Origin of the sequence: Cupriavidus sp. KK10 (genome assembly GCF_018223725.1) — a bacterium.
Taxonomy (GTDB): domain Bacteria; phylum Pseudomonadota; class Gammaproteobacteria; order Burkholderiales; family Burkholderiaceae; genus Cupriavidus; species Cupriavidus necator.
The window spans coordinates 851,969-864,907 of sequence record NZ_CP073677.1 but is presented as its reverse complement, the minus strand read 5'-3'; the positions used below and the strand labels follow the sequence as shown (position 1 = coordinate 864,907).

At 64.5% G+C, this 12,939-nt stretch carries 11 protein-coding genes and 1 other RNA gene; 5 read left to right on the top strand and 7 right to left on the bottom strand.

The window, feature by feature from the left end:
- Positions 1-156 precede the first annotated feature (156 nt).
- Together KB879_RS04235 and gyrA are read right to left on the bottom strand one after the other, a co-directional pair.
- Positions 157-720 (bottom strand): DUF2059 domain-containing protein, encoded by a 564-nt coding sequence (locus KB879_RS04235; RefSeq protein WP_010812962.1) that lies wholly within the window; start codon positions 718-720, stop codon positions 157-159.
- A gap of 94 nt (positions 721-814) precedes the next feature.
- Positions 815-3,481 (bottom strand): DNA gyrase subunit A, encoded by a 2,667-nt coding sequence (gyrA, locus tag KB879_RS04230; protein ID WP_153955022.1) that lies wholly within the window; start codon positions 3,479-3,481, stop codon positions 815-817.
- A 433-nt stretch (positions 3,482-3,914) separates the two neighbouring features.
- On the opposite strand from gyrA, the gene ompA reads away from it, so the two are divergent.
- From ompA to KB879_RS04205, 5 genes are all read left to right on the top strand, one after another.
- Positions 3,915-4,568, top strand: a complete 654-nt coding sequence (ompA, locus tag KB879_RS04225; protein WP_211980819.1) for an outer membrane protein OmpA — start codon at positions 3,915-3,917, stop codon at positions 4,566-4,568.
- 123 nt (positions 4,569-4,691) lie between these two features.
- Positions 4,692-5,450 carry a bifunctional 2-polyprenyl-6-hydroxyphenol methylase/3-demethylubiquinol 3-O-methyltransferase UbiG gene (ubiG, locus tag KB879_RS04220; RefSeq protein ID WP_153955021.1) on the top strand — a complete coding sequence of 253 codons (759 nt, stop codon included), beginning with the start codon at positions 4,692-4,694 and terminating at the stop codon, positions 5,448-5,450.
- Entirely contained in the window at positions 5,447-6,121 is a 675-nt protein-coding gene (gene gph, locus KB879_RS04215; RefSeq protein ID WP_013955840.1) for a phosphoglycolate phosphatase, read from the top strand. Before ubiG ends, gph begins: the two co-directional genes overlap by 4 nt.
- An 83-nt stretch (positions 6,122-6,204) precedes the next feature.
- Positions 6,205-6,563: a transfer-messenger RNA gene (gene ssrA, locus KB879_RS04210) on the top strand.
- A 299-nt stretch (positions 6,564-6,862) separates the two neighbouring features.
- A complete protein-coding gene (locus KB879_RS04205) occupies positions 6,863-7,084 on the top strand; it encodes a hypothetical protein (protein ID WP_013955839.1) in 222 nt (73 codons plus the stop codon).
- A 198-nt stretch (positions 7,085-7,282) separates the two neighbouring features.
- On the opposite strand, the gene KB879_RS04200 is transcribed toward KB879_RS04205, so the two are convergent.
- From KB879_RS04200 to KB879_RS04180, 5 genes are all read right to left on the bottom strand, one after another.
- Positions 7,283-9,004 (bottom strand): gamma-glutamyltransferase family protein, encoded by a 1,722-nt coding sequence (locus tag KB879_RS04200; RefSeq protein WP_153955020.1) that lies wholly within the window; start codon positions 9,002-9,004, stop codon positions 7,283-7,285.
- Between the two features lie 132 nt (positions 9,005-9,136).
- Positions 9,137-9,673 carry a DUF1097 domain-containing protein gene (locus tag KB879_RS04195; RefSeq protein WP_211980818.1) on the bottom strand — a complete coding sequence of 179 codons (537 nt, stop codon included), beginning with the start codon at positions 9,671-9,673 and terminating at the stop codon, positions 9,137-9,139.
- Between the two features lie 37 nt (positions 9,674-9,710).
- On the bottom strand, positions 9,711-10,979 hold the full coding sequence (locus KB879_RS04190; RefSeq protein WP_153955018.1) for an amidohydrolase family protein: 1,269 nt from the start codon (positions 10,977-10,979) through the stop codon (positions 9,711-9,713).
- A 146-nt stretch (positions 10,980-11,125) separates the two neighbouring features.
- Positions 11,126-11,776, bottom strand: a complete 651-nt coding sequence (locus KB879_RS04185; RefSeq protein WP_013955835.1) for a response regulator transcription factor — start codon at positions 11,774-11,776, stop codon at positions 11,126-11,128.
- Positions 11,773-12,840: a PAS domain S-box protein gene (locus tag KB879_RS04180; RefSeq protein WP_153955017.1), complete on the bottom strand. Its 1,068-nt coding sequence runs from the start codon at positions 12,838-12,840 to the stop codon at positions 11,773-11,775. The genes KB879_RS04185 and KB879_RS04180 overlap by 4 nt, the downstream gene beginning before the upstream one ends.
- Positions 12,841-12,939: the final 99 nt, after the last annotated feature.

Genomic DNA, 12,939 nt, shown 5'->3' with positions numbered 1-12,939 from the left:
CGGAGAATGGAAAAATGGCTGCCGGTGTTACCCAAGCAGCCATTATCCCTCAAAACCCGCGCCCCGTTGGGCACCCGGGGCCCGGCCCCGGTGCCGCACCGGCCTGCAAGGCTGCAGGTGGGCGGCGGTCTGAGTCAGTCGCGGATCACGCCAGCATCACTTCGAAGCGGCGGTGATTTCCTTCTCGGCGGCGTCGCGCATCGACTTGCCGACCTGCGGGCCGTACTTCTGCATCATCGAGCCCCAGATCTCCTGGGTCGCTTTGCCCTGGTTGGCCATGAACTTCTGGCCGGTCGGCGACTTCAGGAAGGTGGTCAGGTCCTTGAGTTCCGCCGTCGAGTAGTACTTACCAAAGGCATCGTAGTGCGCCTGGATCGCGTCCTTGCGGAAGCCATCGGTGCTGAACGCCGAACCGGCGCCATCAACCATGCGCTGGACCGCGCCGTTCTTCTTCAGCTTTTCGACAGCGGCCTGCTTCTGCTTGTCGTTCAGGGTCTTGTTCTCGACCAGCACTTGTTCCAGCACCAGCGGAGCTTCCTGCTTGGCGCCTTGCTGCCAGTTTTCGGCCTGGCCCTTGACGGCCTGGTCCGCCTGCATGACGGAAAGCAGTTCCTTGATGGCTGCTGTCTTTTCCGCATCCTGCGCGTGTGCATGCTGCGCCATCATGAAGGTCGGAACGAAAGCAGCCAGAACAGCGATACGTCGATAGGTTTTGAGCATTGTGACTCCCTGGTAAATACGTCCGTTTTAGTCCGGACAGCCGCGAGGCGAGTTCCGGCTGGCGTCCTATTGTTGCAACAATTTACGATTTGTCTTACGGATTAGCGTCCGCGTCGGCCCCGGCAGCACCTTCTGCGCCGTCGGCGTCTTCAGCCTCTTCGCCACCTGCGCCGTTGTCGGCATCGCTTTCGACGATGCGCTGCAGCCCGGACAACTTGGTGCCTTCGTCAACGTTGATCAGCGTGACACCCTGCGTGGCGCGGCCCATTTCTCGGATTTCGGCCACGCGGGTACGGATCAGCACGCCACCGGTGGTGATCAGCATGATCTCGTCCTCGGGCGAAACCAGTGCTGCCGCCACCACACGGCCATTGCGCTCGCTCGTCTGGATCGCAATCATGCCCTTGGTGCCGCGGCCGTGTCGAGTGTACTCAGCAATGGGGGTACGCTTGCCATAGCCGTTCTCGGTCGCGGTCAGCACGCTGCCGCGCACGCCCGCCTCAGCCTCTTCGGCGGTCTCGGCCGGCGCCACCAGCATGGCGATCACGGTCTGGCCGTCTTCAAGGTTCATGCCGCGCACGCCGCGCGCCTGGCGGCCCATCGGACGCACGTCGTTCTCGTCAAAGCGCACCGCCTTGCCGGCGTCGGAGAACAGCATCACATCATGCTGGCCATCGGTCACGGCCGCGCCGATCAGGTAGTCGCCATCGTCCAGGTCGACCGCGATGATGCCGGCCTTGCGCGGATTGGAGAACTCGGTCAGCGCGGTCTTCTTGACCGTGCCGCGAGCGGTGGCCATGAAGATGAAGTGCTCAGCGTCAAACTGCTTGACCGGCAGGATCACATTGATCTTCTCGCCTTCTGACAGCGGGAACATGTTGACGATCGGGCGCCCGCGCGAGTTGCGCGAACCCTGCGGCACCTCATACACCTTCAGCCAGTAGAGCCGGCCGCGGTTGGAGAAGCACAGGATGTAATCGTGGGTATTGGCCACGAACAGCGTGTCAATCCAGTCGTCTTCCTTGGTCGCTGTCGCCTGCTTACCGCGTCCGCCACGCTTTTGCGCACGGTACTCGGAGATCGGCTGGCTCTTCATATAGCCGCTGTGCGACAGCGTGACCACCATATCCTGCGGGGTGATCAGGTCTTCGGTATCCAGCTCGGTCGCGTTCAGTTCGATCTGCGAACGGCGTTCATCGCCAAATTCGGCGCGGATCGCGGTGAGTTCGTCGACGATGATGGTAGTAATACGCTCCGGCCGCGCCAGGATGTCCAGCAGGTCGGCAATTACCGCCATGATGTCGCGATATTCCTGGACGATCTTGTCCTGTTCCAGCCCGGTGAGGCGTTGCAGGCGCATTTGCAGGATTTCCTGCGCCTGGCCATCGGACAGCCGGTACAGGCCGTCCGCCTGCATGCCGAACACGGGCGGCAGCCCGTCCGGACGATAGGAGGCGCGCCCGCCCGGCGTCTCGCCTTCGGCGCGTGCAAGCATGTCGCGGACCAGAGCCGAATCCCATGCCTTCGCCATCAGTTCCTGCTTGGCGATCGGCGGAGTCGGTGCGGCCTTGATGATGGCGATGAATTCGTCGATGTTCGCCAGCGCCACGGCCAGGCCTTCCAGCACATGGCCGCGCTCGCGCGCCTTGCGCAGTTCGAACACCGTGCGGCGGGTGACGACTTCGCGCCGGTGCGCCAGGAAGTACTCCAGCATCTGGCGCAGGTTCAGCAGGCGCGGCTGGCGATCGACCAGCGCCACCATGTTCATGCCGAAGGTGTCCTGCAGCTGGGTGTTCTTATACAGGTTGTTGAGGACAACCTCAGGCACCTCGTTGCGCTTGAGTTCGATCACCACGCGCATGCCGGACTTGTCCGACTCGTCGCGGATGTCGGAGATGCCCTCGACCTTCTTTTCAGTGACCAGTTCGGCAATGCGCTCAAGCAGGGTGCGCTTGTTGACCTGGTAGGGCAGCTCGTCGACGATGATGGCCTGGCGCTGGCCGCGGTCGATGTCCTCGAAGTGCGTCTTGGCCCGCATCACCACGCGGCCGCGGCCGGTGCGGTAGCCTTCGCGAACGCCCTGGATACCATAGATAATCCCGGCGGTCGGAAAATCCGGCGCGGGAATCAATTCAATCAGTTCATCCACCGTGGCCTGCGGGTTGCGCAACAGGTGCAGGCAGCCGTCAACGATTTCATTCAGGTTATGCGGCGGGATATTGGTGGCCATGCCCACCGCAATACCGGACGAACCGTTGATTAGCAGATTGGGAATACGCGCCGGCAGAATTGAAGGCTCTTTTTCAGAGCCGTCGTAGTTGCTGTCGAAATCGACGGTTTCCTTGTCGATGTCGAACAGCATCTCGTGGGCGATTTTCGCCAGGCGGATTTCGGTATAACGCATGGCCGCGGCGTTATCGCCGTCGACCGAACCGAAATTGCCCTGGCCGTCGACCAGCATGTAGCGCAGCGAGAAATTCTGCGCCATGCGGACGATGGTGTCGTAGACTGCGGTATCGCCGTGCGGGTGATACTTACCGATCACATCGCCGACGATACGGGCCGACTTCTTGTAGGCCCGGTTCCAGTCGTTGTTGAGCTCGTGCATCGCAAACAGCACGCGCCGGTGCACCGGTTTCAGGCCGTCCCGCACATCAGGAAGCGCCCGACCCACGATCACGCTCATGGCGTAATCAAGATAGGAGCGGCGCATTTCCTCTTCGAGGGAGACCGGAAGGGTTTCTTTTGCGAATGGATCCATTGCGGCGTGGTTTATGCGGCAGGTTTAAGCGAATGACAGGCCCTTTAGCGCGCGGCACAGTGGGCGCCTGACGGCTGGGCAACGTGCCATTCTAACATGCCGCCACCCCCCGCCTCCCGCTCTCCGGACAGCCCTTACGCGCACCTCCCGAGGCCCTGACTGAAACCCGGAATCCCTGATGCCACAAGGCTTTGCGGGCGACACAAGACCCGTGTTGCACAAACACCACAGGCCCAAAACCCATGCGGCGAATCGAATATATTTACTTCTTAGGAAACGACCCTTGTGGCACAATTCCCCAGCGAAGAGCCAGACATTGTTCGAAGTGGAGCATCCACCACATCGAGAATGTTATACTCCGAAGAATGTATGACTTGTTTTCGTCCATTTGCTCGCAGTAACCCTGCGGTGATCTCATCCTGAGAGGAGAAATATGAAAAAATTTGCCAAGCTCGCGCTCGTTGCAGCTACCGCAGTAATGGCTGCATCCGCTCAAGCTCAGTCCGTCCCTTATGAAAAGAAGGCAGTGAACGACAACTGGGGCAACGGTACGAGCGAGTACGTGTGGAAGAATGGCACGAACGAGCTCTGCTGGCGCGACAGCTCCTGGACCCCGGCCACGGCCAACGCGCTGTGCGACGGCGCCTTGGCCCCGGCCGTAGCGGCACCGGCACCGGCTCCGGTGGCCCCGCCGGTCGTCTCGAGCGAGAAGGTCACTTTCGCTGCTGACACCCTGTTCGACTTCGACAAGGCTGTCCTGAAGCCGGAAGGCAAGGCCAAGCTGGACGACCTGGTTTCGAAGCTGCAAGCCATCACCCTGGAAGTCATCATCGCCGTTGGCCACACCGACTCGTTCGGTTCGGACAAGTACAACGATCGCCTGTCGATCCGCCGTGCTGAATCGGTCAAGGCTTACCTGGTGAGCAAGGGCGTCGAAGCCAACCGTGTCTACACCGAAGGCAAGGGCAAGCGCCAGCTGAAGGTCGATCCGAAGTCGTGCAAGGGCAACCGCAAGTCCCAGATCGCCTGCCAGCAGCCGAACCGCCGCGTGGAAGTCGAAGTGGTCGGCACCCGCAGCGCACGTTAATCGGATCCCTTCCGATGAAGAAAGCCCAGCGCAAGCTGGGCTTTTTTTTTGGTACAGTTGCCCGGACTGTCCTCTCTTCCCTTCACACCGCCGGCGCGGCTAGTGCCGCCGGCCCCGCATACGATGACGTTGCAATCGCAAACCCTTTCCGCAGCCGACGCCGCCAATCAGGACCAGCCGCGCCGCAATGCCGATCCGAAGGAAATCGACAAGTTCAGCGAACTGGCCCACCGCTGGTGGGACCCGGAAAGCGAGTTCAAGCCGCTGCATGAGCTGAACCCGCTGCGCCTGGGCTGGATCGACGGCATCGCCGGCCTGGCCGGCAAGCGCGTGGTCGACGTGGGTTGCGGCGGCGGCATCCTGTCCGAAAGCATGGCGCGCCTGGGCGCCACGGTACGCGGTATCGATCTCTCGACTAAGGCACTGAAGGTGGCAGACCTGCACAGCCTGGAGTCCGGCGTTGCCGTCACCTATGAGGAGATCGCCGCAGAAGCGCTGGCCGCGCGTGAACCGGCCAGCGTGGATGTGGTGACTTGCATGGAGATGCTGGAACATGTGCCCGATCCGGCATCGATCGTGCAAGCCTGTGCGACGCTGGTGAAGCCCGGCGGCTATGTGTTCTTCTCGACCATCAACCGCAACCTGAAGGCCTACCTGCTGGCCATCGTCGGCGCGGAATATGTGCTCAACATGCTGCCGCGCGGCACGCACGACTACGACAAGTTCATCACCCCGTCTGAGCTCGCGCGCTTTGCCCGCCAAGCTAGGCTGGACCTGGTGGAAATGCGCGGCATGACCTACAACCCGCTGTCGCAGGTGTATGCGCTGGGCCGCGACACCGATGTGAACTACATGATGGCGTTCTGCCGGGTGGCAGCATGACGGCCGGCATCGCTGGGGTCTTCTTCGACCTGGACGGCACGCTGGCGGACACCGCGCCGGACCTGGCGGCTGCCGCCAACCGGCTGGTCATCGAACGCGGCCATCCGCCGGTGGCCTATGAGAAACTGCGTCCCGTCGCCTCGCACGGCGCGCGCGGACTATTGGGTGCAGCCTTCGGGCTGCGCCCGGAGGATGCTGAGTTCCCGGCCCTGCGCGACGTCTTCCTCGACTACTACGAGGCCGACATCGCGGTCCACACGCGCCTGTTCGACGGCATGCCGCAAGTGCTGGCCGCGCTCGAGGCAGCGGGCATCCCGTGGGGCATCGTCACCAACAAGATCGCACGCTTCACCGTTCCGCTGGTCGCCGCGATCGGCCTGGCCCCGCGCGCCAGCGCCGTGGTCAGCGGCGACACCACGCCCCACGCCAAGCCGCACCCCGCCCCGCTGCTGCATGCCGCGGCAAGCGCCGGCGTCGACCCGCGCCAGTGCGTCTACGTGGGCGATGACCTGCGCGACATCCAGGCCGGCAAGGCCGCCGGCATGATCACCGTCACCGCCGCCTATGGCTATTGCGGCGACGCCGAGCCGCCCGAGACCTGGGGCGCCGACCACCTGATCCGCCACCCGGCCGAGCTGATCCCGCTTCTGGTGCCCGCCGCGGTCGCCTGATTGTGTCGCAGGGGTGTCCTGGCCGCGCCAGGAACTCCCCGCGACAGCTTGCGTCCAACCGGGTACAATCCATCTTCCTCACTGGGGCCGACCTGGTTTCGACGTGGGTTACAAAGCAGTGGAGGGCATACCGAGGACCCGTCACCTCGTTAATCAATGGGAATGCAATAACTGCTAACGACGAACGTTACGCACTGGCCGCTTAATTGCGGCCGTCCTCGCACTGGCTCGCTGACGGGCTAGGGTCGCAAGACCACGCGAGGTCATTTACGTCAGATAAGCTCCGGAAGGGTCACGAAGCCGGGGACGAAAATTTAGTGACTCGCCGTCGTAGAGCGTGTTCGTCCGCGATGCGCCGGTTAAATCAAATGACAGAACTAAGTATGTAGAACTCTCTGTGGAGGGCTTACGGACGCGGGTTCGATTCCCGCCGGCTCCACCAGTATTCAGTCCGATGCAGTACCAGCAGGTCTAGAAACCCGCGATAGCCAAAGGCTTCGCGGGTTTTTTCTTTGGCCGCCGGATCCCCCGCTATCTGTTTCCCAGGACGCCGCCTTTGCAGTTGTTTGCAGTCATGTCCCCAGCCCTGGCCTACGCTGGAATTGCTGCAGGCCGGGCCACGCACGGCGTCAGCATCACAGTGCTCCACAGGCGGACTGGCCTGGCACCGGCTCCCCCGTTGCCAGGCCCTTTCTCCACGCCCGCGCGACCACACATCGTCCACAAGAAACGGAGTTGGCGATGCCAATCAAGTCCATCGAGATCATCCTCACGCGAGACGCGCAGTGGGCCCTGGAATACGACCCCGATAACCCGGGACCGGTCTACCCGTCCCGCGATGCCGCGATTGCCGCAGGCCTGCAGCTGGCGATGACCCACGATGCCGTGCTGACGATTCATGGCATCAATGACAAATCGGACGCGTTCGATTTCAGGGAATTACACACCCCTTTGCTCCATTGATGGTGGTGCTATCAGCGCGCAGTGGAAAGCAACATCCCCAGAATTGGGGATGCCCGGATCGCGTAGCGGCACCATCATGGCATGCGGGCGTACTGCGACTCGCCCGCTACCACTTGTGGCCCTCGTCCTCCCTGGCCGAGGGCTTTTTCTTGGATGACGCACCGGTACAGCGCAGCGTCACCAGGAAAGCGCCGCGCGCTATACTCCCAGCGCCCGGCCATCGCTGCGCGGGTCGTGCGCGCCGCTAAGCTGCCCGCCGGCATCGATCCGGATCGCGCCCGGATGGCCGGCCAGCTGGCTTTGCGCAGGAATCGGGCTCAGCTGATGGCCGCGCGCGGCAAGCTCGCTGAACACCGGCAGGCCGGCATCCTGTTCCAGCTTGAGGCTGTCGCGGCTGTCCGAGAAGGTCTTGCCCAGCAGGAAGCGCGGGCGGCGCAGTGCTGTCAGCGGATCCATGCCGTAGTCGATCATCCGTGTCAGCACCGCGGCCAGTGTCTGCGGCTGGCCATCGGCGCCTTGCGTGCCGTACAGCAGGTGCGGCCGGCCCTGCTTCAGGTAGATGCCGGGATTGAGGGTATGGAATGGCCGCTTGCCGCCGCGCAGCACGTTGGGGCTGGCGGGATCGAGGCTGAACGATGCGCCGCGGTTGTGCCAGAGCACCCCCGTGTCGCCGACGACCAGGCCGCTGCCCCAGTCGAAATAGACGGTCTGCAGCATGCTCACGCAGCGGCCCGCGCGGTCGGCGGCGCCGATGTAGACCGTGTCGCCGGGCCTGAACACATGCGGCCACACCATGGCGCGGTCCATGCGGATGCGGCGCGCGTGGGCATCGAGATTGGACTTCGACAGCAGCCGGTCCAGCGGCACGTCGACAAAATCGGGATCGGCGACGTAGCGGTTGCGGTCCAGGAACGCCAGCTTCACCGCCTCGACCAGCAGGTGGTAATAGTCCGCGCTGCCTTCCGGGATACTGGACAGATCGAACCGGTCGAGGATGCCCATGATCTCCAGCGTGGTCACGCCTTGCGTGGGCGGCCGCAGGCCGAGCAGTTCGCCATCGCGGTAGGCGACACGCAGCGGCACTTCTTCGCGCGCCTGGCATCGCACCAGGTCATGTTCGCGCAACGGCGAGCCGGCCTTGGCCAGCCCGGCGGCAAGGCGACCTGCGAGGTCGCCCTCATAGAATTCGCGCCCGCCCTGTGTCGCCACCCGGTCCAGGGTGCGGGCCAGCTCAGGCTGGCGGAACATTTCTCCGGGCCTGGGCATGCGCCCGTCTGGCATGAAGACCTGTTCGAAGCCATCCCAGCCTGACAGGTCCGCCGAGCGGAACTCCTGCCAGAAGCACTGCGACGGCGTGACCGGGAATCCGTTTGCGGCGTACTCGGTGGCCCGCGCCAGCAACGACGACCACGACTGCGTGCCGCCCCACTGGTCCCGGCTGAAGGCAAAGGCTCGGTCCCAGATCGCAACGGTAGCGGCGGCAGTGAGCGCCGCTGCCGGGCCCCGCAGCGGAATGGTGCCGGCATAGCCCGAGGTCTCGGACGCGGCCTGGCCGATGCCGGAGAACGTGCGCACATTACCGCCGCGGTCGCTGACCACCAGGAAGGCGTCGCCCCCCAGGCCGGTAAAGTGGGGATAGGTCACGCTCAGCACCGCGCCGATGGCAATCGCCGCCTCGATGGCGTTGCCCCCGGCCTTCAATACCTCCAGCCCCGCCTGGCTGGCCAGTCCATGCGGGCTCGTGACCATGCCCGCGGACGAATGCGCCAGCCCCGCACGTCCGGATTGCGCCGGCTCCTGTGCCAGTTCCTGCCCGACTGCAGGCAATACCGTGCTGCCCGCCAGCGCGGCCGACCCGGCCAGGAATGCCCGGCGCGACGTGCCGGTGCCGCAAGGATCCACTTCACCCAGAAATTCCATACCCACTTCCCCCGGATACGCGGCGGCCGGCCGACGCTGGCCTTCCCTGCGCGCCGGCAGCCGCGATAATGATTCGATGATGACGCCGGGTCACGCTGCGCCTGGCACGCAAACCCGGCAGGACGCGTCGGCTCAGGCCTCCGTCTTCCAGCCCCGCCATGGGCGTTCGGCAACGGATTCCGGCGCGGCGTAGTGATGCTTGATCCAGGCATAGGCCGGTCCGAGCGCATTCATGGCGATCACCGCGCCGAGCGCGGCAACGGGATCGCCCGGCACCGGGCCGAAGCCGCCGAACAGCGTTGCAAAATACGAGGCAAAGCCAAAGAACATGCCAGGGATGAAGCGCAGCGTGACGAACACGCGTGCGAGGTACATCATCGAAGCGTTGAGCGTGAACAGGATCACCATCTCCGCCACGATCAGCGCAGGCCCGGAGAACTGCTCGGCCGCCTGGCGGAAGCAAAGCACAATGACAAAGGCAAAGAGCGAGCCCACCGGCAGCGTCGGCCAGATCTTCTTCAGGTTCTCCGGCGTGGGACCGCCCATGGCAAAGGTCGCGGCCCAGCTGATGAAGATGGCCCATGGCGGCAGGTGCGAGGCATGCGCGGCGATGGGAACGGTGGTGATGGCAAGCAGTGAGGCCACGACTTCGGCAGGCAGCTTTCTCATGATCGACTCCTTGATGGACGGGGAACGGGCATTGCTGTCAGTGCGGGCAGCACCGGTGCCGATGGATCTCGCAGCGATGCTGCGTGACGACGGTGATCCTGCCGCGCTTGACCACCCACAGCCGCGGCGGGATGTCGATCAGCGCATCGGCCACCTGGAAGGTATCGAGCACGACCAGGTCCGCCTGGCGCCCTACCTTGAGGCCATAGGTGTCGTGCAGGCCGATCGCGCGCGCGGCGTTGTGCGTGCCCATGTCGAGCACCGCGAGCTGGTGCTCGGGCACGCCGAACTGGGCCACGTGCGCCAGCATGTTGCCGATCTGCAGCATGTCGGCCTTGCCGAACGGCGTGAAGGCATTGCGGATATTGTTCGAGGAATACGCCACGTTGACCCCGCCGCTGTGCAGGGCCTTCACCGGCGCCAGCCCGCGGCGCTGGTTCTGGACGTCCGTGCGGCCGCCGAGATAGAGATCGGTGGCGGGCAGCGTGACGATGCTGATGCCGGCCTCGCGGATCTGCTCGATCAGCGGCTGCAGCTGCGCCGCGTCAAGCGCGCCCAGGCTCGTGACATGGCCCAGCGACACGCGTCCCTGGTAGCCGGCTTCGATGGTCTTCTGCGCGATATATGACACTGCGGCAAAGCGCTGGTCGCCGGTGTCGTCGGCAAAATCGGCATGCATGTCGACCGGCGCGTCATAGCGTTGCGCCAGTTCGAAGACCATGTCGATATGGCGCATGGTGTCGACCCAGCTCAGCTCGTTGTACGGGCAGCCGCCGACCACATCGGCGCCCATGTCCATGGCCTCTGTCATCAGCTCGCGGGTGCCCTGCGATTTCAGGATGCCCTCTTGCGGGAAGGCCACGATCTGCAGGTCGAGCAGATCGTGGTACTCCGATTTCAGCTCAAGCAGCGTCTCCACTCCGATCAGCCCCTGGATCAGGTCGACATCGGGATGCGCGCGGATCGCCACCGTGCCGTTCCTGACCGCCATCTCCAGCACCTGGCGCGAGCGGTCCAGCACATCCTGGCGCTGCTGCTTGCTTTTCAGGATGCCGGTGACGCGGATGGCTTCGTCCAGCGTGCCGAAGCGCGCCGGCAGGCGGCGGTGCAGCAGGGCCTTGTCCAGGTGCAGGTGCGCTTCGACCAGCCCCGGGATGACCGCGCGGCCGCCGGCCTCGATCATTTCATGCGCCGGCACGTCGATGCCGGGCTCGATGGCGGCGATGCGGCCGTCGCGGATGGCGATATCGGTCAGGGGCGCGTCGTCGCGAACGCAGGCGTCCCGGATCAGCAGATCCAGCTGCATGGCTTGTCTCCTCAGGTCTTGTTATGCAGGCGAAGTCAGGGCTTCGCTACCTGAAGCGTAGGTGCCGGGGCGGCATCACTGCATCAGGATTGGCTGAATTCGACCTAAGGATTTTCCTAGACGCACCGCAGCAGATCCGCAGCAGGCTAGGCGGCGTCCCCGGCTTCGGCGAGCAGGCCGTGGCGAATGGCGTAGTGCACCAGCCCGGCAGTCGAAGCGATATCCATCTTGCCGAGGATATTGGCCTTGTGGGTGCTCACGGTCTTGGCGCTGAGCGACAGCGCCGCAGCGATCTCGTTGATGCCCTGCCCCTCGGCCAGCATCTGGAACACCTGCAGTTCACGCGCCGTCAGGCGTGCATGCGGCAACATGGCATCCGGCTGCCGAGCCTGGCTGACAAGCTTGTCGGCAATCGCCGGCGAGACCGCGGTACCGCCGCGCGCTACCTTGCGGATGGCACCGAGCAGCTGGTCGGACTCGACATTCTTGGTCAGGTAGCCCGCCGCGCCTGCGCGGATGGCCTGCACCGCATATTGCGACTCGCGGTACATGCTCAGCACCAGGATCGGCAGCGCCGGATGGCTGGCCCGTATCTGCTGGATCAGCAGGATGCCGCTGCGCCCCGGCATCGACATGTCCAGCAGCAGCACGTCCGGCGCCTGCGCGCGCAGCAGCGCCAACACTTCGCAGCCGTCGGCGGCTTCGGCCACCACCTGCATGTCGGGCACGGTGGAGAAGATCTTCTTGAGCCCGTCGCGGATGATGGTGTGGTCGTCGGCAAGCATCAGGCGGATCATCTTGCGCCTCCGTTACCGGCAGCGCGGGCATTGGGGATCTGCGCCTCGACCCGGGTGCCGCCGCCCTTCTCGCTGGTTACCGTCAGCTTGCCGCCCAGCATCAGCGCACGCTCGCGCATCCCCAGCAAACCCAGGCTGCGGCGATGCCCGGCCCTGGACGCATCGATGCCGCGGCCGTTGTCGGCAACCACCAGCCGCAAGGTTCCGCCGGCCTCGCTCAGTTCCACCCGCACGCGATCGGCGCGGCCATGGCGGCAGGCATTGGTCAGCGCTTCCTGCGCGATGCGAAAGACCGCGGTGCTGAGTTCGGCGCTGAGCTCGCCGACGGGCTGCAGCGCGAGCTCGCAGGCGATGCCGCCGCGCTCGGAAAAAGACTCGGCCAGCCACTCGATCGCAGCAGTCAGCCCCAGCTCATCCAGCAGCGGCGGGCGCAGGTCTGCCGCGATGCGCTGCACCGCATCCACCGTCGAATCCGCGATCTGCTTGAGCATCTGCAAATGCTTGCGGCACGCGTCGTCGGCATCGGGGCCCTGCTGCGCTTCGATAAAACTGAGGCCCAGGCGCAATGCCGTCAGGGACTGGCCCAGCTCATCGTGCAGCTCGCGTGAGATCCGGGTGCGCTCCGCCTCGCGCACGGACTGCAGGTAGGCGGACAGCTCACGCAACTGCGCGCGCGAATCCAGCAACTCCTGCTCGGAGCGCTTGCGGTCGGTAATGTCGCGCGAGATGCCGACCGTGCCGACGACCGCGCCGTCCTGGCCCCGAATCGGCATCTTGATGGTATCGAACCAGCGCAGGCTGCCGTCCTGGCCGTGACGGCATTCCTCATAACGCCGGCGGATGCCGCTGGCCACCACGGCCTTGTCGGTGCCCAGGTAGACCCGTCCCCATTCCTCCGACCATACCTTGTCCGGCGTGCTGCCCAAGATCTCGGCCTCGGACCGCCCGCATGCGGCCATGAAGGCGTCATTGACCAGCACGTAGCGGGAGCCGGCGTCCTTCAGCCAGGCCTGGTCGGGTATGTTGTTCAGGATGGCCCGCTGCAGGTCGACATACGTATCCATGACTTCTCCTTGTCGGGCCTGTGCCTTGTCGGCAGGTGCCCGATTCATGACAGACAAGAATCGATTCATGCCTTGTCCGCATCAGACGGCATGGCCTGC

Bases quoted from the DNA above. Each gene is read 5' to 3' on its own strand.
- KB879_RS04235 (WP_010812962.1), bottom strand. From the start codon at position 720: ATGCTCAAAACCTATCGACGTATCGCTGTTCTGGCTGCTTTCGTTCCG.
- gyrA (WP_153955022.1), bottom strand. From the start codon at position 3,481: ATGGATCCATTCGCAAAAGAAACCCTTCCGGTCTCCCTCGAAGAGGAA.
- ompA (WP_211980819.1), top strand. From the start codon at position 3,915: ATGAAAAAATTTGCCAAGCTCGCGCTCGTTGCAGCTACCGCAGTAATG.
- ubiG (WP_153955021.1), top strand. From the start codon at position 4,692: ATGACGTTGCAATCGCAAACCCTTTCCGCAGCCGACGCCGCCAATCAG.
- gph (WP_013955840.1), top strand. From the start codon at position 5,447: ATGACGGCCGGCATCGCTGGGGTCTTCTTCGACCTGGACGGCACGCTG.
- KB879_RS04205 (WP_013955839.1), top strand. From the start codon at position 6,863: ATGCCAATCAAGTCCATCGAGATCATCCTCACGCGAGACGCGCAGTGG.
- KB879_RS04200 (WP_153955020.1), bottom strand. From the start codon at position 9,004: ATGGAATTTCTGGGTGAAGTGGATCCTTGCGGCACCGGCACGTCGCGC.
- KB879_RS04195 (WP_211980818.1), bottom strand. From the start codon at position 9,673: ATGAGAAAGCTGCCTGCCGAAGTCGTGGCCTCACTGCTTGCCATCACC.
- KB879_RS04190 (WP_153955018.1), bottom strand. From the start codon at position 10,979: ATGCAGCTGGATCTGCTGATCCGGGACGCCTGCGTTCGCGACGACGCG.
- KB879_RS04185 (WP_013955835.1), bottom strand. From the start codon at position 11,776: ATGATCCGCCTGATGCTTGCCGACGACCACACCATCATCCGCGACGGG.
- KB879_RS04180 (WP_153955017.1), bottom strand. From the start codon at position 12,840: ATGGATACGTATGTCGACCTGCAGCGGGCCATCCTGAACAACATACCC.